This window comes from Flaviaesturariibacter aridisoli, assembly GCF_004343705.1.
GTDB classification, from domain to species: domain Bacteria; phylum Bacteroidota; class Bacteroidia; order Chitinophagales; family Chitinophagaceae; genus Flavisolibacter; species Flavisolibacter aridisoli.
In genome coordinates this window covers 1-18,679 of record NZ_SKFH01000042.1, presented here as the reverse complement: position 1 = coordinate 18,679, position 18,679 = coordinate 1, and the positions used below count along the sequence as shown (strand labels likewise).

Sequence of the window (18,679 nt, the reverse complement as noted above, 5' to 3'; positions counted from 1 at the left end):
CCGCACCATGTGCGTCTCCCGCACCATATACGTCTCCCGCATCAAATGCGTTTCCGGTATTATTTGCGTCTGCATCTGCGGAAGCATCATTTACGAATACAGCCCCATCAGCACCCGCTCCGGTGTTATCGGTGACACATACGGAACCTGTGCGTTCGGGTTGAAGGCCAGCACGGCATTGCGGAGGGCGAAGAAGGCGCCGATGCCGTACATCAGCGGCGGCTCGCCCACGGCCTTGGAGCCCTTGATGGCCATCGGGTGTCCGACCGTTTGCAGGAAGTGGATGTCGAGCACCTTCGGTACCGAGTAGATGTCGGGGATCTTGTAGGTGGACAGTGCGTTCGACAGGAGCTTGCCCTGCTCGTTGTACACCACTTCTTCCATCGTCATCCAGCCAATGCCCTGCACGATCCCGCCCTCGCACTGGCCGAGGTCGATCAGCGTGTTGATGCTCGAGCCGAAGTCGTGCACTACTTCCACCGCGTCGAGCTCGTAGGTGCCGCGGAGGCAGTCTACGATCACTTCGGTGAGTGCGGTGCCATATACGTGGTAGGCGAAGGGGTGTCCCTTTTCCTTTGTTTTATCGAAGTGAATATCGGGCGTGCTGTAGTGGCCTTTGGCGCTCAGGTTGACGCGGCGCTGGAAGGCGGCGGCGATCAGCGCATTCCAGTTGATGCCGGTATCGAGGCCATTGGTATACACCTGCTCCTCGCGGATCGAAATGCTGGCAGCATCGACGTTGGCCAAAGCGGCCGCCACTTCTTTCAGGCGGTCGGTCAATTGCCTGCAGGCGTCTTCCACGGCCCTGCCGTTGAGGTCGGCGGTGGCCGACGCGGCGGAGGGCGACGTGTTGGCCACACGCGTGGTGTTGGTGCTTTCTACGCGTATGCGTCCGTGACGGATGCCAAAGCATTCCGCTGCCACCTGCAGCATCTTCGTATTGATGCCCTGGCCCATTTCCACGGCGCCGGTGCTGACGCTCACGGAGCCGTCCCAGTAAATATGCACCAGCGAGCGGGCCTGGTTCATCATCGTGTTGGTGAAGGAGATGCCGAAGCAGATCGGCATCAGCGACAATCCTTTTTTCTTCCAGGGATGTGCGGCATTAAAAGCATCGACCTGGATGCGGCGGTCTTCGAGGTCGAAGCGCTGCGCGGCTTCGTCCCAGCATTCGGCGGCCGCAACGCCTTGCGCGATCTGCCCGTACGAAAATTCATAGCCTTCCTGCATCAGGTTGCGGCGCTGGAGGTCGGCGGTTTCAAGACCCAGGGCTTTTGCTGCCTGGTCGATGGCCGATTCGATCATGAACATCCCCTGCGGGCCGCCAAAACCCCGGAAGGCCGTGTTGGGTGGCAGGTTGGTGCGGCAGGAATGCGTAGTAAGGTGCACGTGTTCGATGCCGTACGTATTCGTGCCGTGAAAAAGCGTGCGCTCCTGGATGGCGGGCGAGAGGTCGGCCGCCGCGCCACCGTTCTGGTAATACGTGGCTTCGTAGGCCACGATCTTATAGTCGGCATCGAGACCGATGCGGTAGTCGCATTTATACGGGTTGCGCTTGCCGCTCATGCGCATGTCTTCCATGCGGTGGGGCACGCACTTCACGGGCTTGCGCAGGTGGTGCACGGCGAGGCCGCACATGGAAGCCCACATCGCGGCCTGGTCTTCCTTGCCGCCAAAGCCGCCGCCAAGGCGGGTAACGTCCACTTCCACAGCGTGCATGCCGAGGCCCAGCAGGTGGGCTACCGTTTCCTGCACGTGGCGCAGTCCCTGGGTGGAGGAGTAGACACGGATGTTTTGGTTTTCTAAAGGATACGCATAGGCGCCGTGTGTTTCGAGGTAGAGGTGCTCCTGCCCGCCGGTCTCGGCTTCGCCTTCAAATACATGTGCGCAACCGGCGAAGGCATTTTCCACGTCGCCTTTTTTGAATTGGCGCGAGCTGCAGAGCAGCTGGCCTTGCTTAAAGGCTTCCTTCGGGTCGGTGATCACCGGCAGCGGGTCGATCTCCACGTCAATGAGATGGAGCGCGGCTTCGGCCGCTTCTTCCGTTTCGGCCACCACCAAAAGCAGGGGTTGCCCGCGGAAGATGACTTTTTCTTCGGCCAGCAGGGGCTCGTCGTGGATGATGCCCCCGATATTGTTTTCGCCGGGAATGTCTTTGGCGGAAAAAATGCGGACGACGCCGGGCGCTTCAGCGGCGCGGCTCCAGTCGAGGCGGCGCACGATGCCATGGGCGACAGGCGAATCGAATATTTTGGCGAACAGCGTGCCTTCGAGCACGGGCAGGTCGTCGAGGTACAGCGAGCGGCCGGTGACGTGGCCCTGTGCGTCGATATTGGTCACCGAGCGGGTGTCGGTGCGGGATTCTGCTATCATACGGGCATCAGTTGGGTCAGGAAATCGGGGGCGAGCTCGAAGCACTGGAGGTGCGCGGCAAAGAGCTGGCGGAGCAGGAGGCGCTTGTAGGCCTCGGTGCCGCGGGCGTCGGAAATGGGCGATACTTCTTCATGCAGCAGGCGCAGTGCTTCGGCAAAGTTTTCCGCAGTGGGTTCTTTCCCGGTCAGAAAGGCGCCCGTGTTGGCGAGGTATTTCGGCACCGGGCCTACACCACCCGCAGACAAGTGTATGAATGCGATCTTACCGGCTTCATCCAGCCGCAGCTGGCAGGCCGAGTTGACCGACGCGATGTCGAGGTGCGTGCGCTTCGACACTTTCTCGAAGTTGAAAAAGGTGCCTTCGGCGGGCGGTGTCAGCGAGATGGTTTCGATGAGCTCGCCCGGTGCCTTATCGAGTTGCTTGTAGCCTTTGTAAAAATCCTTCAAAGCAATCGTACGTCGCCCTTCGGCACTACGTAACGTGATCCGCGCATCCAGCGCCAGCAGGAAGATGGTGAAGTCGCCGATGGGGGAGGCGTTGACCAGGTTGCCGCCCAGCGTGGCCATGTTGCGGATGGGCGTGGACGACACGAGCTTGCCGTGTTTTGCCAATTCCGGAAAGAAGCGGTTGACAACAGCCGACTCCAGCAGTTGCGTAACAGTGACGCCGCCACCGAGCCGGAGCACGCCGTCTACAAAATCGATCTGTTTTAACGTAGGGTCATTCGCCAGCAGCTGCACATTGCTGTGCGCCACTACTTCGGGACGTTGCACGATGAGGTCGGTGCCGCCACCAATGGGGAGTGCATCAGCAGGTGTGTTGCTGTCGTCCTGAGATTGATGCAGGATCGTCAGCTTTTCTTCGATGCGGGAAAAATATCCCGGCAGAAACCCTTCTGCAACCAGCCAGGAAAGCGTGCCTTCGGCGGGCTTGCCCTGCACATCGTCCGTAATTCTACGGGCGGCGCGCTCGATGGATTTGTAGCCGGTGCAGCGGCAGATATTGCCGTCGATGGCAGCGATCGCCTCGTCGTAGCTGCGGGCCTGCGGGCTCAGCACAAAGCCGGTAAACGACAGCACGAAGCCGAGCGTGCAAAAGCCGCATTGGGTGCCGTTGGCTTCCACCAGTGCCTGCTGCACGGGCGAGAGGCCCGGCATGTTGAGGCCTTCCACCGTTACAACATGCTTGCCGGCGGCGTTGCCGAGGGGCATGAGGCAGGAAGTGGCCGAGCGGTATATAAGGCGTCCGTTCTCGAAATCGCCCACCAGCACGGTGCAGGCGCCACAGTCGCCCTCGCGGCAGCCGATCTTGGTGCCGGTGAGGCGCTTGTGGTAGCGCACGAAGTCGAGTACTGTGCCGCCGGCGGCGCGGTCGGTAGCCACCGCGGTATCATTGAGCAGGAATCGGATCATCAGTAATCGGTTTTGAGGGTGCTGGATTGCCACATCTGAAAGGCTTCGAGCGCCTCCTCGCGGAGCAGCTGGCGCGTGAAGAGCGAACGCGCTTCCACCGGCTTTTCCAGCTCTTCGTAAATAAACTGGTCGTCGAACTGGATGGCAGCGGCGTCCGCCTTAGTATTGGCGTAAAAGAGCTTCGCCGGGCGCGCCCAATAGATGGCGCCGAGGCACATGGGGCAGGGTTCGCAACTCGTATAGATCTCGCAGCCATCGAGCTGGAAGGTGCCCAGCACGCGGCAGGCCTCGCGGATGGCCATCACCTCGGCATGCGCCGTGGGGTCGTTGGTGGCCGTCACCGAGTTGGCGCCGCGGGCGATGATCTGCCCGTCTTTGACCACGACGGCGCCAAAGGGACCGCCGGTTCCTTTTTCTACGTTCTGAACCGAGAGGCGAATGGCCTCCCGCATAAAATCTTTCTCCTCTTGAGGCATAAGCAAGCGTTTTGAAAAGCAGTGTGGGGCGTTAAATATAAGAAATCAGATCAAGGTTTGGGAGGTTTAGAAAGGTTTAGATGGGTTTAGAGGTTTTAGAAAGGTTTAGGCAGGTTTGGAAAGGTTGGTAGCCGGATGGGACGGGCGATGGCGGGTCGCGCAAGCGCAGCGAAGCAAACTCCTCCGTTACGCCGGCTGCCCCGAACAATGCGAAGTCTAACCGCAGAGTGCGCTGGAAGGGCAGAGGGCGCATCCTATTGGAAAAGGCTTACCAGTGGGTACATGCGGTGGGTTGAGCATCCTTGAGCCCGCAGGGAACGCAGCAAGCTGCATTGGGCCTTGTCCCTGTCGGGTTGAAGCCGGCTTTGTTTTTAGGAAGCCGGTTCTACAAGAATATGAACCCGTTCCTCGTTTTGCGAAACGCGCTTGCCTTCCGGCAGAATGGGTTGTGTCGTTTCCAGAACCCATTCCCCACGGAGCCGAACGGGTTCTGTTCGGGATAGAATAGGTTCCCCTTTTTGATGGGCACATCCGGTTTCCCAAGGGAACGTGTTCTGTTCCGGGTAGCACTGGTTTCGTTGGTTGGGGAATGCCTTCGGATGGGAGGGGAACCGGATCTATGTGGGGGAAACAACCTGGTGCCGGATTTGGAAACCGGTTCCTCAAACAGGGGAACCGGTTCGGGTTGAAGGGAAATCCGTTTGGCGAAAAGTGGAAGCCGTTCCGTTTGTTGCCGAACGGGTTCCCGTTTTAGGGGAATGAGTTAGGGGCAAAACAAAACCGCGCCCGGAAGGGGCGCGGTCGGCACTATTGTGTAATGGAGCGTTAGTTGGATGCGTACTCAGGAGCCGGCAGGGGTTTCAGTCTTGCGCTTGCCGCGCTGGGGAAAGCGCGTTCGCATGTCCTCAAAGGCGACCTGGGCGCCGGGAATGCCTTTGTCGGCCGCCATCTTTACGCTGCCATACAGCAGGAGGGTGGCTTCCAACGCTTCGGCGCCTGCCAGGGTGAAACCATCTTCCAAGCCTTGGGTCAGCTGGCGGGCCAACTGCACCAGCGGGCGGTAGGCGCGCACGTTGTTCACATCAACCTGGTACTCTTCCGCCGACACGATCCCCGGCAGCAGTTCGGGGTGGGCTTTGGCATAGTCCGCGCCCTTGAGTACGAAGTGTTCCGAACGATCGCCCATGCGGTTCATGTTGGTACGTTCGTCGGGCGCCAGCGTGAAGAGCCAGGGGCGCAGCAGCTGGAGCAGTTCTTCCAGCTTCAAGGTCGCCGCTGCCTGTACGTCGACCGGCATCGGCTTGTTCGAGAGGTTTTGCAGCATAAAAATGTTTTGGTAAGAAAATGGATACAGGAGCAAGCTAGCGAGCAAGCCGCGAACGAGGTGCGGTACTCATACGGTATTTATTACGTACAAGTACGCTTTTTCGTTGCGCATTTGCGCAATCGCTTGTGTGCGAGCCTCTCGGGACGGTTGCTGATTGCAGGGCCATTCCATGGACTCGGCCCTGGGCTTTGCCTGGAAGCTGAGCGTCATGGAGGCTCCAAACCCCCTTCCCCTCCAGCCCCCGTTTTTCCGCCTTCAGCCGCCCGATCTCCGGTTTCGGTAAATGAGGCCGGTTCTGCGCCCGCTGCCAGACAGCTTTTCGCCCTTCGCGCAGGTCATCCAAATCAAAGAATCGAATATGAAGAAATTTACCTCCCTGCTTTGCGGCGTCCTGGTTACGGCCAGCGTCTGGGCACAGGAGCGGTTGATCCGGGGCCAGGTGACCGACGGGTCGGGGGCCGCGCTCTCGGGCGTCAACGTTTCGGTGAACGGCCGCGCCGTAGGCCAGACCGACGCCAGCGGCAACTTCTCTGTAAAGGCCGCGCCCGGCACTACGCTCGTCTTCTCATACGTGGGCGTGGGGCCCAAAGAAGTAACCGTCGGCAGCAGCGACAACATCAGCGTGTCGCTGGCAACACCGCCGAAAGAAATGAGTGAAGTGGTGGTGACGGCCATCGGGCAGAGCCGCAGCCGCAACAAGCTGGGGTACACCGCGCAGACCTTCAACTCCGAAGCCATCAACCGCACCGCGCCCGTCAACGTGCTCGACGGCCTGCAGGGCCGAATCGCCGGCGCCGACATCTCCACTACCGGCGGCCAGCCCGGCTCCTCGGTGAAGGTGGTGCTCCGCGGCTACGGCAACCTGAGCGACCAGAACCAACCCCTCTATGTGATCGACGGCGTGCCCATGAGCGACAGCCGCCTTGGCTCCAGCGTAGTGGAAGGCCTCGACTTCGGCAACGGGCTCAACGACCTCAACCCCGCCGACGTGGAAAACATCACCGTGCTCAAAGGCACCGCCGCCGCTTCGCTCTACGGATCGCAGGCGAAGAACGGCGCCATCATGATCACCACCAGGCGTGGTAAGGCGGGCAAGCTCCGGGTCGGCCTCAGCTCGGCCTACACGCTGTCGCAGGTGGGCATGCTACCCACGATGCAGTCCTCCTTCGGCCAGGGCTGGGACGCCCTCTTCTGGAGCCCGGAGAACGGCTCCTGGGGCCCCCGCCTCGACGGGCGGGACCGCCTCTGGGGCGCCGTGGTCAACAACAGCCAGCTGCTGAAGCCTTTCTCCTTCGTGGAGAACAACATCCGCGACTTCTACGAAAACGGGCAGGAATGGAACAACACGGTGTCGCTGTCGGGCGGCAGCGATGTGCTGAACTTTTACCTGTCGTACGGCAACCTCAACGCGAACGGCCCGCTGCCTTCGAAGGCCGACCTGCTCAACCGCAATACCTTCAGCCTGCGCACCAACAGCCGCTTCAACCGCCTGACGATCGGCACTTCGTTCAACTACGTGAACAAGCTGCAAAACGCCGTGGCTACGCAGGCCGAGTCGGGTGTGTCGGCCGGTATGTTCGAAGAGCTGCTGCAGATCCCGGTGGACATCCGCATCAAGGACTTCGCCGACTACCACAACCAATTCTTTAACGTAGACAACTACTTCACGCCCTACGCCGAAAACCCGTACTTCCTGCTGCGTGAGAACGGCAGCAAGCAGCGGTCGGACCGCTTCTACGGAAACATCGACCTGGGCTACAAGCTCACCTCCTGGCTCAGCGCGCAGGCCCGCCTCGGCGGCGACTTCAGCAACGCCGGCACGTTTATCTGGAAGGCGAGGAGCGAGCCGAGCCCCGGCTCGTGGAACGACGGCGGCAACACCGAAGGCCAGCAGCGCTCGCCCAACGTCGGCTCGGTGCAGCAGGTGAACAGCTACTCGGGCCTGATCAACGGCGACTTCATCCTGAAAGCGGCCCGTGACCTCGGCGCGCGCCTGTCGCTCGAAGCCCTCGCCGGCTACAACTACAACCAGCAGACCGCCCGCGCCAACGCATCGCGCATCCAGGACCTCGTGATCCCGGGCTTCTACCAGCTGTCCAACTCGCTCAACAGCCCCACGGCTACCGCCGCCGAAACCCGCAAGCGCACCATGGGCGTGTATGCGCAAACGGTGCTGGGCTATGCCGACCAGCTATTCCTGACGCTCAACGCGCGCAACGACTGGTCGTCGGCGCTGCCCATCGAGCGCAACAGCTTCTTCTATCCCGGCGCCAACCTGTCGTGGGTAGCCTCGCGCACCTTCGACCTCACGCGCACGCCCCTCAGCCTGCTGAAGCTGCGCGCAGGTTATGGTAAAACGGGCTCCGACGCCAATCCCTATCTCGTGTACTCCACGCTGGTGCAGGGCAACGTGGGCCTCGGCTTCGGCAACATCCTGTTTCCCTTCAATGGGGTGCCCGGCTTCGAGGTGAGTAACCAGATCGGCAACGCGACCCTCAAGCCCGTCATCACCAACGAGCTCGAAGCCGGCGCCGAGATCCGCCTGTTCCAGAACCGCCTCGGCATCGACGCAACGTACTATGTGAAGAAGACCGAAGGCCAGATCCTGGGCGTACCCATCTCACCGTCGTCGGGCTTTACGGCGCTCATCTCCAACATCGGCACCGTTACCAACAAAGGCATCGAGCTGACGCTGGATGGAACACCGGTACGCAGTAAGAATTTCACCTGGAACATCCAGTACACCTTTACCCGCAACCGCAGCAACGTAGACGACCTCGGCGTGGGCCTCGACAAGATCAACCTCAACGCCGCCTACGACGCCGACTTCAACATCCGTCCGGGTTACCCCGTGGGCATCTTCGAGGCACCCGTGGCACGGTATACTGACGACGGCCGCATCATCGTCAACGCCTCGACGGGCTACCCCGAAGTGGCCGCAGATAAAGGCATCTACGGCTCCTCGCAGCGCGACTACAGCATGGGCCTGAGCAACACCTTCACGTACAAGGATCTCTCGCTGGGCTTCGGGCTTGACTTCCGCAAGGGCGGTCTCTTTTACAGCGGCACGGCCGACCTGCTCAACTTCACCGGTAATGCGTTCAATACCACGTACAACGACCGCAAGCCCTTCATCGTGCCCAACTCGGTGAACGAGGTGATCGACCCGGCCTCGGGCAAGGCCACCTACGTGGAAAACACGACCTACATCAGCAGCGCCAACTACGACGACTACTTCTACACCAACAGCGGCAAGGCCATCGCCTACAACAACCGCCTGCTTGACAAGTCGTTCCTGAAGCTGAAGGACGTGACCCTGAGCTACCGCCTGCCACGCACGCTGGCCACGAAGATCCACGCGGAAAACCTCTCACTGTCGGTGTTCGCCAAGAACCTGATGCTGTGGACACCGAAGGCCAACCGCTACATCGATCCGGAGGCGTCCAACTTCGGCAACGACCTCTCGAGCGAGATGGGCGAGTTCCGTACCGGTCCCACCCTGCGCCAGTTCGGCGTACGCCTGTCGGCCAATTTCTAAGCAACAAAAACCTGAAGCAACATGAGCTCCTTAGCAAAGAACCTATTCCCGGCAGCGCTTGCGGTGTTCCTGATCGGAACCGGATGCAAGAAGACCCTGGACATCAACCAGGATCCGAACAACCCGGCCATCGAGCAGGGCACACCCACCATCGTGTTCCCGGCCGGCGTGATGTCTACGGCGGGCCGCGTGGGCGGCGACATGGCCATCCTCGGCGGCATCTGGGCCCAGTACTGGACGCAGAGTGCCACCGCCAACCAGTATAAATACATCGACGCCTACAACGTGAAGAGCGCCGACTTCAACGGGGCGTACAACGAGCTTTTCTCGGGGGCCCTCAACGACTACCAGTTCGTCATCCGCAAGGCCCGCGAGCAGCAGAACTGGAAGTACCTCCTCATGGGCACCGTGATGCGCGCCTACACCTACCAGGTGCTGGTAGACCTCTACGACCGGGTGCCCTACAGCGAGGCGTTCCAGGGCCTCAACAACCTGCAGCCCCGCTTCGAGGATGGCTACACGGTGTACCAGGGCCTGCTCGCCGAGCTCGACTCGGCGCTGGCCACCGACTACCGCAGCGGCTCTTTTTCGGAGCGCGACCAGAAGGCCGACCTGCTGTTTGGCGGCGATATGGAAAAGTGGACGCAGTTTGCCAACACCCTCAGGCTCAAAATGTTTCTCCGCATGGTCAACAAGAAGCCTGCGGAGGCCGAGGCAGGCATCCGCGCGCTGTATACGGCCGGCGCCAACTTCCTCAGCGAGGATGCCGCGGTGACCGGCTTCAGCGATGCGCCCGACAAGAGCAACCCGATGTACGAGTACAACGTGCGCAACCTCAACGTGCAGACCAACCTGCGCGCCAGCCGCACCCTGCTTACCTACCTGCTGGCGAAGGGTGATCCCCGGCGCCCGGCCTATTACACCAACAGCACGGGCATCAACCAGGGCGATTATGCCACTACCAGCACCACGGCGCAGAACGCGGGTGTGGTGATCCAGGATCCTACTGAACCCGTACGCTTTATCTCCGGGGCCGAGTCGTATTTCCTGCAGGCAGAGGCCCTCGAACGCTACTTCGGTGGCAGTGGTGCCCAGGCCCTGTACGACCGTGGCGTGCAGGCGGCCTTTGACCAGGTAGGGGTATCCGCTGCCGGCTTTGTGGGCGGCACGTATGCTTATCCTTCGGGCGGCTCCTTCGACCAGAAGCTCGAGGCGATCATCACGCAGAAGTGGATCTCCTTTTTCGGCTCGCATGCGCTGGAAGGCTTCTTTGAGAAGAACCGCACCGGCTACCCGCGTACCAGCGCCGTGTATTCCGATAACCCCGCCTACGTGCCCGGCCAGTTCGTGGTATCGCGCAACGCAGTCACCAATGGCCAGCTGCCGAAGCGCCTCGTGTACCCCGACGTGGAGCGCAACCGCAACAACAATACGCCCGCCGAAGTGCCCATTACGGCGCCGGTGTGGTGGGCGTTGTGATCGTGAAGCGTGAGGCGTCAGCCGTGAGCAGTCAATAGTGATTTGATACCAGACTTAAAGAAAACAACATGAAAAAATACTTATTCGGGCTTCTCTGCATGGGCCTCCTCCTGGGTAGCTGCAAGAAAGACCCGGTCAATACCGCCGACCGCGTGGGCTCCTCGCGCGTCACCCGTTTTCCGACCTTTACCGTGACCGGCGGCAACTACAGGAGCATCGTACAGGGGAGTACCTATACCGAGCCCGGTGTGACGGCTGCGGAGGGCAGCACCTCGCTGACGGTGACTACTTCCGGCAGCGTGGACGCGGCCACGGTGGGCGTTTATGAGCTCACGTACACGGCTACCAACAGCGACGGCTTCCCGGCTACCGTTACCCGCACGGTGGCCGTGCTCCCCGGGCCGGAAGCAGCGGGTGTGAACATCGCCGGCAAGTACGCCAACGTAGGCTCCTTTGCCTGGACCGCCGAAGTGGAAAAGCTCGCGCCCGGCTTTTACCGGAGCGACAACGTGTGGGGCGGCGGCAGCGCGGCGGTAGTGCCTTCGTACATCCTCACTACGGACGGCCAGAACCTGATCCTTCCCGAAAATACCCTGAGCTCCTACGGCGCCGTAAGCGGCGACGGAACCCTCGATGCCCAGGGCAATATGAACCTGCACGTGTCGTTGCTCGACCAGGGCATCAGCAACTCGCTGCGGAAATGGAAAAAAATCTAAGCACTTAAAACAACAGCCATGCGAAAAATCCTGCTCGCAACGATACTCCTGGCCGCTTTGGCCTCCTGCCAGAAAAAGATGGAAGAGCCCGGTGGCACGGGCGCCGAAAAACTCGCCAATGAATGGTGGGTGACCCTGACGCAAAACGGCGCCGACGTCTACAGCCTTGGTCACTTCAAGGTCACCACCGTCAACCCGGCTACCGGCACCGATTCGCTGTGGATCGACGACGAGAAGAACGGCTATGGATTCAAGACGAAAGTTGCGGCCGACTGGAACGCCGCCACGTTCGGCAGCGTCGCCACGAACCTCTATTTCAATCCCGCCGCGCCGGCTAGTTTTCCGCAGACCGTGACCATCGCTGGCGGAAAGGTGCTGGCCAGCGCCGGCCGCTCGCGCACGGGCAATGTCACCGACAGCATCTACATGACCGTGGAGTTCTCCGACGACCCCGGCACCCGGTTCGTGCTGAGCGGCCATGCCCGCACGATGTTCGCCGAAGACGAATACTGATTTTCACGTGCGCTTTGTTTGAAGCCTCCCACCGGGGAGGCTTTTTTTTATTTCCAGCGGACACCGCGCAGGCGCTCCTGGAACGCTACGGCACAGCGGCACGACGGCGCAACGAAATGCGACTTTGTTATTTCCCGGAAGCGCCGCATCAGTCCGTCCCTGGCTGCGCTCGCAAAGACGCAAAACCGTAGCGCCGTCGTGCCGTCGCGCCTTCGCGAACAGGGGCCGCGGCCCCTTCCAGCTTCGCCGGTAACCGTAGAACTACAGGGATGGTCACCGCCTGATCAAATTAGTATGAGCGGTAAGCGCCGGTGCAGCGAACGGGGCGTGGCCGCTGCCTACACCACTATACGAGGGGAGGAGGGAACCATGACCAACATTGTAATCATTGAAGACCAATCGGCGGGGACCGGCCTGTTGCAAGGAGAGTTGCGTAAGCTCGCCGGGGAAATGGAGCTGGATATCCTGGCTTGCCCGGGCTCGGTGGCCGCGGCGGTGGAATGGTTCCGCGCCGGCGGGCAGCCCGACCTGGTGCTTTGCAACACCGAGCTGGCCGATGGCCACGCCTTTCACCTATTCAGCCAGGTGCCCGTGCCGGCACCCGTAATCTTCGTAACGCCCTACGATCCGTATGTGCTGCAGTCCTTCGAATACAACGGCATCCACTACCTGCTGAAACCGGTGCTGGGGGCGGAGTTGCGCCAGGCGCTGCGCAAGTTCGAATGGCTTCGGGCGCGCATCGTTCCGGGCAGCAAGATCGATCCATCCGAAAGCCGGGTGCAACGCCGCCACAGCCGCATCATCGTACAGCGCGGAATGGAGCAGGTGGCCCTTCCATTGGCGGATGTCGTGCTGTTTTATACCGAGAACAAAGTCGTGTTCGTAGTAGACCGCCACGGCAACAAATACCTGTACGAAGGGGTGTTGCAAACCCTCGAGGCCGAACTCGACCCGGCGCAATTCTTCCGGGCCAACCGGCAGTTCCTGATCCACATCGACTACGTGCACAGCTTTCGCTCGATGGAGAAAAGCCGGCTCAGGGTGCAGATGGACATCCCTGCAAAAGGCTACGAGATCATCGTCAGCCAGGAAACGGCCGCCCGCTTCCGCCGCTGGATCGAAGCCTGAGTCGCCCTAACTTGTGGCGATGTTCCACCTCCTGCTGGTGCTGGCCCTTGCGGGGCTGGCCGTTGCCTTCCGCAAGCTCACTCCCATGGGCGGCCTGGCCGGTGCGGTCGTGGCCGGAGCCCTCTATTGGGGCCTCGGGTATCCCGGACTGGCCCTGCTCGGCGCTTTCTTCGTGCTGGGCACGCTCGCCACCTCCTACCGGAAGCAGTGGAAAGAAGGCGCCGGCCTGCGCGACAATGTGCAGGGGCGCAAGGCCGTACAAGTGTGGTCGAACGGGGGCGTGGCGGCATTGTGCAGCCTGCTTTCATTCTGGTATGCGCCCTATGCCCCACGTGATGGGGTCGATATGCTCACCGGGCGGGAGACCGGGGATGCCTGGCTCGTTTTCCGGTTGATGGCCGCCGCCGCCCTTTCTTCGGCCACGGCCGATACGCTGGCCTCCGAACTGGGCAACGTGTGGGGACGGCGCTACATCAATATACGCACGCTCCGGCCGGACAGCCGCGGTGTCGACGGGGCCATCAGCCTCGAAGGAACCCTGGCCGGACTGGCGGGCAGCGCCATCATCGCACTCCTGTATTTCTACGGTGTCGAAAGAAACGCCGAATCGGCGGGCATCCTCGTGCTGGCAGGCACCTTCGGCAACCTGGCCGACTCCTGGCTTGGCGCGACGTTGCAACGGAGGGGCTTTCTGACTAATGATGCCGTGAATGCCCTCAACACGCTCCTGGCGGCGATATTGGTGCTGCTGCTGGGGCTGCTGTTATAGAAAGAACGCAGATCTTTCAGGATCTGCGTTCTTTCTTAGCGTGTGCCGATCGGCACGACGCGCTCCAGCGTATGTCCCTCGTGGTCGAGCGTGAGGAGGATACGTGCCTCGAGATTGCTTACTCCAGTCCGGTCGTTCACCCAGTACTGGTTGATCTGCAGCGTATCGTTGTGGTCGTGCACGTGGGCGCTGAACAGCTTCGTGCTGTCACCCGCGGGATTGATGGACACTTCATAGCCATGAATATTGGCGGGCGCAATGGCCGTGGCTTTGATCCATACGGTGTCGCCGTTGCGGTAGGTAGCGCCGGTTGTGGGTGCCAGCACGGTGAGGGTAGCCGAGGGCGTTTCGGTGGGGGCCACATCGCCGGAATGCTTGCTGCAGGCGGCCAGGAAAAGGAGGGAAGCTATCGTAAGAATGCATTTCATGTTTGTTGTTTTTGATTGTACTTAAAAGGCAAACGAGGCATGGGCCGCCACACGCGGTCCCGCCTGGATCTGTCCGCCGGCGAGGCTCTGGTCGGCGGCGAACTGGTAGTTGAGGCCAATGGTAAACCGCTTCGTGTTCAGGTCCAGCCCGCCGCCGGCGTAAAAGACGGTGCCGCCGGAGTGCGCCTGCAGCACGTGGTTGTCGGCGTCCTGCAGCTGCGCTTCGTGGGTCACTTGTACATAGGGCAGGAGCGACAGCTTGTCCCAGTCCTTCCGGTAAACAGCCAGCAAGCCTGCATTCCACACGTCGCCGAAGCGGAACCCATCGCGGTTCTGCGTATTGTATTTATACGAGGAGCTGGCGCCGAATACCCACTTGCGGTAGCTGAGGCGGTAGGAGCCGCTGAGCAGGTAGTCGGTACTGCCGGTGCCGAGCTGGAAGTTCTGGTCGTCGGCTTTGCCGCTGCTGGCCGGCACATAGCGGCCGGTGGCCAGTTTGACGCCGCCACCTACGAGCAGCGTCTGGCGCAGCTTTTTGGTCAGCTTGTCCCACACACGGTATTGACCCAGCAGGGTGATGTCGCCGGGGCCGCTGGCGCGGCGGCTGCCCGCATCATTGCGGAGGCTGTTTTCCTGCAAGGGCAGCATCGCCATAAACTGGAGCTTCTTGCCCAGCTTATACTGGCCGCTGAGGATGAAACTATTGTAGCGCTCGGTGCCGAGGCTGCCCTCGTCGCTACGGGTATGATACACACGGTGGAGGTAGCTGAGGCTGATATAACTTTTGGAGAGATGGGGGAAGAGAAAAGGATTGTAATTGCTGACGCCGCAGCCACAGATGTCGCAGGCGCGCGCCGGCACGGAAAACAGGCTGCACAGGAGCAGCACCGCTACGAAGATTTTTTTCATAACCGATGGTTTGAATGAACGAGGGCGGAAATCGTTGATTTCAGCGCTCGGAAGTCAGATTTAAGAAACTGGTACAGACGCGCTCTGGCGGTCGGTACCGTTCGCATCAATAAAAAAAAGCGAGAGAAACCATCAGGCCCGGGCGGGTGGGCGTAAGATTGTGTTGGGTGGGAAGTCGGCACAGCAGCGGGCGTAGCGGCCGTTGCGGGCGGTGGAAAGTAGTTGTACGGCGGGCTTCGGCAACACCGTAATACTGAGCAGCGGGATCTCCTGGAGCTTCAGCTTCGGTCCGGCGTCGGCGGCCGCTTTGTCTTCGGCGGCCCATTGCTTCATCAACTGGCAGCGGCCGTTGCATTTGAGCTGCGGACGCTGGCGGTTCTCGCAGAGATTTTGCGCGATGTAATCGCGGTTGAGCCGGAACTCCGCCAAAATGATCCACTTGCCGAAGCTTTGCAGCAGCACGAGGAGCATGAGTATGGGTACCAGCAGGCGTTTCATCTTTCCGGCGCAAATATCCGCCGCGCGCCGATACCGGCCAAGGGCGGAGCTCATTTCCTGACGAGGATCATGCGTCCCTTTGAGCAGTAAAAGCCAGGCACCGTATCGAAGGGGGCACCTTTGCGGCATGCCGAGCGAAACGCCCACCTTGTATCTCAGAAGTCGCCCTGCCAGCCGCGTGGCAGACAGCCTCCTGCGGGTGGCGCTGGCCTGCCTGCTGTTGGTGGCGTTGCTGGGGCTCCTGCTGCGCGCGGCACCGTTCTTGCCGGCGCTCCCGTTTTCGTACCACAACCTGCTGCACGCCCATTCGCACTTTGCCTTCGGTGGCTGGGTGCACCCGGTGCTGCTTGCCTTGCTGCTGCGGGCCTTCCCGGAGCTGCGCACGCGCATCCGCACGGGGCATTGGATAGCGCTGGCCGTGCTGCTGCCCGTGTCAGCACTGGGTATGTTGCTCACCTTTCCGGTGCAGGGCTATGGTCCGGCGTCGATCGCTTTTTCCACGCTGTCGTTGCTGGCCGGCTTCTACGAGGCGGCCCTCGTGTTCCGCGCCCTGAAAGGACTTCCGGCTACGCCCGCGCGTCGCTTTTTCCGGGCCGCCATGGGATGGATGATCCTGTCCGCGATCGGCCCTTTTGCCACCGGGCCCATTACCGCCAGCGGCGGCCTCGGCAGCCCGCTCTATTACAACGCCATCTATGGGTACCTCCATTTTCAATACAACGGTTGCTTCTCGTTGCTGGTGCTGGCGCTCTGGTACCGATCGCTGGAGAAAGAGGGCCGGGGCGCCTCATTACGCGCCTTCCGTTTTTTCCATTGGGCGGTGTTGCCCACCTATGCCCTGTCGTTGCTCTGGAACAGCCCCCCGCTGTTGGTGCATGCGATCGGAGGAGGGGGCGCGTTGTTGCAGGCGGCCGGGTTTATCTGCCTGCTGCGCGATAGCCGGGGTGTTCGGCGCCTTTCCCCGTTGCTCGTGCTAAGCGCGGTAGCGATGGGTGGCAAGCTGCTGCTCCAGCTACTGAGCGCGCTGCCGGCCGTAGCGCTACTGGCTGCCGCGCAGCGCCCCTTCGTGATCGCGTACCTGCACCTCGTGCTGCTCGGGTTCATCACCTTGTTTGTGTTTGCGCAATTGCCGGCCAGCCGGCTGCGGAACCTGGGCACGGGCTTGTTTCTCGCTTCGTTCGTCAGCACCGAGTTGTTGCTGGTCGGGCAGGGGTTGGGCTGGATGATGCCGCATCCCCCCGTGTGGTTGCTGGCTTGCTCGGTTCCCTTCCCGCTGGGCGTGCTGCTGCTCTTGTTGGGGCAAATACGTGCGGGTAAACGGAAAAGCCCGGTTCGAATCCTTGTGACGGTAAACTCCCGGAGGGAAACAGCGAGGCTGCTGTGAGGCGCACCTCAAACAGCTTGTGGTTTATCGATAGGACAAATCCGGCGTGGGCCGCACCCCGTCGGCCGAAGCCTTTGGCGGAGGCCGCAAGCGGCCCCGGCACACGACGACGCAACGGCGCGGCGGCGCGACGCGAGAAAAACGCATTTGTATTTCATTGGGTCCCCTGTGCCGCCGTGCCGTTGTGAAAAGGGGCGCCGGTCGCACCGCTGAAGCGCTTCCGCAGACTTTTTTTACTAAAGTGTTCTATATGAGCCATTTATGGCCCGCGTGCAAGGCGTCGAGCCCTTCTGACGTAGCGTCATTGCCCAAATACAGGGCGTCGGAGGCTGCTGACGTAGGGTCATTGGGCGCGTACCATGCGTCATTGGCCACGTACAATGCGTCAATTGGCGCGTACAATGCGTCATTGGCTGCGTACAATGCGTCATTGGCTGCGTGCAGGGCGTCATGGGCCACGTACGAAGCGTCGGCGGGCGCGTACCGACCGTCGGAACGAAAAATACAACGCGTCGGAGCCCGCTGACGGTTCGTCGAAGACCAGCGGCTACGAGAGTGTAAACTAAACTGTGTCAGGTTGAGACGATTTCTCATCTTTAAAACAGTTTATGAAAAAGGAAAAGAAGGATTTGTTGTCCGGCCTTGATCCGGAAGTTCGCCAGCAGGCCCTGGATCAGTTTATGAGCGGGAAGGCGGTTTTTGGCAAGGAGGGCGCCCTGGGGCCTTTGCTGCAGCAGTTGCTGGAAGCTGCCCTGGAAGGGGAACTCGCCGCGCATTTGAAGGAAGAACAGCCGTATTTAGAAGGGGAGGCGAACCGGCGCAACGGTTTTTCCCGTAAGCAGCTTCGAACCGCCGCCGGCACTATCGAACTATCCACGCCCCGCGACCGCCTGGGTTCCTTTGAGCCGGACCTGGTCAAAAAGCGGCAAACCATTCTGGCCGATAACCTCGAGGAAAAGATTCTGGGTTTGTACGGGCTGGGGATGTCGCTTCGGGATATCTCGCGGCATATCGAAGAGATGTACGGCACCGAGATCTCCCACACGGTCTTATCCGAGATCACCGACCGGGTGGTTCCTGCGGTGAAGGCCTGGCAGAGCCGGCCCCTGGACCCCGTCTATCCCATTATGTGGCTGGATGCCATGTACTATAAAGTGCGGGACGAGGAGTCCGGTAAGGTGGTGACGCGCTGCCTGTATAATATACTGGGCATCCTTCCCTCGGGCCACAAGGAGGTATTGGGCTGCTACGTGAGCGGGTCGGAAGGAGCGCGCTTCTGGCTCTCGGTCCTTACAGACCTGAAGAGCCGCGGGGTAGAGGACGTGCTGATTGCCTGTATCGATAACCTGAGCGGATTTGACGATGCCATCAGGACGGTGTATCCGTATTGCGACGTGCAGAGCTGCATCGTCCACCAGTTGCGCAACTCCGCCAAATATGTAGCTTCTAAAGACCAGCGTGCTGTTCTAAAGGAGCTGAAGGCGGTGTATGGGGCCGTGAACCGAAGTGTTGGGGAGAGCGCCCTGGAAGCCTTTGCAGGCAAATGGACAAAGCAGTATCCGCTGGTGGTGAACTCGTGGCAGACCAACTGGGATAAGCTCTCCACCTTCTTCGATTACCCGGAGCACGTACGCCGGGTGATCTATACGACCAACACCATCGAAGGCTATCACCGGCAATTGCGCAAGGTCACCAAAACAAAAGGAGCCTTCGTCAATGACATGGCGCT

At 60.8% G+C, this 18,679-nt stretch carries 15 protein-coding genes; 8 read left to right on the top strand and 7 right to left on the bottom strand.

Annotation, left to right across the window (positions count from 1 at the left end):
- Positions 1-90 precede the first annotated feature (90 nt).
- From E0486_RS16580 to E0486_RS16565, 4 genes are all read right to left on the bottom strand, one after another.
- Positions 91-2,373, bottom strand: coding sequence for a xanthine dehydrogenase molybdopterin binding subunit (locus E0486_RS16580; RefSeq protein ID WP_243697466.1), 2,283 nt, complete (start codon positions 2,371-2,373; stop codon positions 91-93).
- The gene (locus E0486_RS16575; RefSeq protein WP_131853841.1) at positions 2,370-3,785 is read right to left on the bottom strand and encodes an FAD binding domain-containing protein; all 1,416 of its coding nucleotides are present in this window, start codon (positions 3,783-3,785) and stop codon (positions 2,370-2,372) included. The genes E0486_RS16580 and E0486_RS16575 overlap by 4 nt, the downstream gene beginning before the upstream one ends.
- Entirely contained in the window at positions 3,785-4,261 is a 477-nt protein-coding gene (locus E0486_RS16570) for a nucleoside deaminase (RefSeq protein WP_207906280.1), read from the bottom strand. Before E0486_RS16570 ends, E0486_RS16575 begins: the two co-directional genes overlap by 1 nt.
- Before the next feature lie 841 nt (positions 4,262-5,102).
- Entirely contained in the window at positions 5,103-5,585 is a 483-nt protein-coding gene (locus E0486_RS16565) for a hypothetical protein (RefSeq protein ID WP_131853839.1), read from the bottom strand.
- A gap of 361 nt (positions 5,586-5,946) precedes the next feature.
- Between E0486_RS16565 and E0486_RS16560 the strand changes: the two genes are divergently transcribed.
- From E0486_RS16560 to E0486_RS16535, 6 genes are all read left to right on the top strand, one after another.
- The gene (locus E0486_RS16560) at positions 5,947-9,126 is read left to right on the top strand and encodes a SusC/RagA family TonB-linked outer membrane protein (RefSeq protein ID WP_131853837.1); all 3,180 of its coding nucleotides are present in this window, start codon (positions 5,947-5,949) and stop codon (positions 9,124-9,126) included.
- A gap of 21 nt (positions 9,127-9,147) precedes the next feature.
- Positions 9,148-10,605, top strand: coding sequence for a SusD/RagB family nutrient-binding outer membrane lipoprotein (locus E0486_RS16555; protein WP_131853835.1), 1,458 nt, complete (start codon positions 9,148-9,150; stop codon positions 10,603-10,605).
- A gap of 68 nt (positions 10,606-10,673) precedes the next feature.
- Entirely contained in the window at positions 10,674-11,321 is a 648-nt protein-coding gene (locus tag E0486_RS16550; RefSeq protein ID WP_131853833.1) for a DUF5011 domain-containing protein, read from the top strand.
- An 18-nt stretch (positions 11,322-11,339) separates the two neighbouring features.
- Entirely contained in the window at positions 11,340-11,834 is a 495-nt protein-coding gene (locus E0486_RS16545; RefSeq protein WP_131853831.1) for a lipid-binding protein, read from the top strand.
- Positions 11,835-12,203: 369 nt separating this feature from the next.
- Entirely contained in the window at positions 12,204-12,962 is a 759-nt protein-coding gene (locus tag E0486_RS16540) for a LytR/AlgR family response regulator transcription factor (protein WP_165917381.1), read from the top strand.
- A gap of 19 nt (positions 12,963-12,981) precedes the next feature.
- The gene (locus tag E0486_RS16535; protein ID WP_131853827.1) at positions 12,982-13,731 is read left to right on the top strand and encodes a DUF92 domain-containing protein; all 750 of its coding nucleotides are present in this window, start codon (positions 12,982-12,984) and stop codon (positions 13,729-13,731) included.
- Positions 13,732-13,766: 35 nt separating this feature from the next.
- On the opposite strand, the gene E0486_RS16530 is transcribed toward E0486_RS16535, so the two are convergent.
- From E0486_RS16530 to E0486_RS16520, 3 genes are all read right to left on the bottom strand, one after another.
- Positions 13,767-14,159, bottom strand: a complete 393-nt coding sequence (locus E0486_RS16530; protein WP_131853825.1) for a hypothetical protein — start codon at positions 14,157-14,159, stop codon at positions 13,767-13,769.
- A 21-nt stretch (positions 14,160-14,180) separates the two neighbouring features.
- Positions 14,181-15,068, bottom strand: coding sequence for a transporter (locus E0486_RS16525; RefSeq protein WP_131853823.1), 888 nt, complete (start codon positions 15,066-15,068; stop codon positions 14,181-14,183).
- 132 nt (positions 15,069-15,200) lie between these two features.
- Positions 15,201-15,566, bottom strand: coding sequence for a hypothetical protein (locus E0486_RS16520; RefSeq protein WP_131853821.1), 366 nt, complete (start codon positions 15,564-15,566; stop codon positions 15,201-15,203).
- Positions 15,567-15,714: 148 nt separating this feature from the next.
- Between E0486_RS16520 and E0486_RS16515 the strand changes: the two genes are divergently transcribed.
- Both E0486_RS16515 and E0486_RS16510 read left to right on the top strand, forming a co-directional pair.
- The gene (locus tag E0486_RS16515; RefSeq protein ID WP_131853819.1) at positions 15,715-16,950 is read left to right on the top strand and encodes a hypothetical protein; all 1,236 of its coding nucleotides are present in this window, start codon (positions 15,715-15,717) and stop codon (positions 16,948-16,950) included.
- 608 nt (positions 16,951-17,558) lie between these two features.
- A partial coding sequence (locus tag E0486_RS16510; protein WP_131853707.1) for an IS256 family transposase occupies positions 17,559-18,679 on the top strand: 1,121 nt, incomplete at its 3' end.

What these genes read in the sequence shown, in the direction of transcription:
- E0486_RS16580 (WP_243697466.1), bottom strand. Translation starts at nt 2,373, where the DNA reads ATGATAGCAGAATCCCGCACCGACACCCGCTCGGTGACCAATATCGAC.
- E0486_RS16575 (WP_131853841.1), bottom strand. Translation starts at nt 3,785, where the DNA reads ATGATCCGATTCCTGCTCAATGATACCGCGGTGGCTACCGACCGCGCC.
- E0486_RS16570 (WP_207906280.1), bottom strand. Translation starts at nt 4,261, where the DNA reads ATGCCTCAAGAGGAGAAAGATTTTATGCGGGAGGCCATTCGCCTCTCG.
- E0486_RS16565 (WP_131853839.1), bottom strand. Translation starts at nt 5,585, where the DNA reads ATGCTGCAAAACCTCTCGAACAAGCCGATGCCGGTCGACGTACAGGCA.
- E0486_RS16560 (WP_131853837.1), top strand. Translation starts at nt 5,947, where the DNA reads ATGAAGAAATTTACCTCCCTGCTTTGCGGCGTCCTGGTTACGGCCAGC.
- E0486_RS16555 (WP_131853835.1), top strand. Translation starts at nt 9,148, where the DNA reads ATGAGCTCCTTAGCAAAGAACCTATTCCCGGCAGCGCTTGCGGTGTTC.
- E0486_RS16550 (WP_131853833.1), top strand. Translation starts at nt 10,674, where the DNA reads ATGAAAAAATACTTATTCGGGCTTCTCTGCATGGGCCTCCTCCTGGGT.
- E0486_RS16545 (WP_131853831.1), top strand. Translation starts at nt 11,340, where the DNA reads ATGCGAAAAATCCTGCTCGCAACGATACTCCTGGCCGCTTTGGCCTCC.
- E0486_RS16540 (WP_165917381.1), top strand. Translation starts at nt 12,204, where the DNA reads ATGACCAACATTGTAATCATTGAAGACCAATCGGCGGGGACCGGCCTG.
- E0486_RS16535 (WP_131853827.1), top strand. Translation starts at nt 12,982, where the DNA reads ATGTTCCACCTCCTGCTGGTGCTGGCCCTTGCGGGGCTGGCCGTTGCC.
- E0486_RS16530 (WP_131853825.1), bottom strand. Translation starts at nt 14,159, where the DNA reads ATGAAATGCATTCTTACGATAGCTTCCCTCCTTTTCCTGGCCGCCTGC.
- E0486_RS16525 (WP_131853823.1), bottom strand. Translation starts at nt 15,068, where the DNA reads ATGAAAAAAATCTTCGTAGCGGTGCTGCTCCTGTGCAGCCTGTTTTCC.
- E0486_RS16520 (WP_131853821.1), bottom strand. Translation starts at nt 15,566, where the DNA reads ATGAAACGCCTGCTGGTACCCATACTCATGCTCCTCGTGCTGCTGCAA.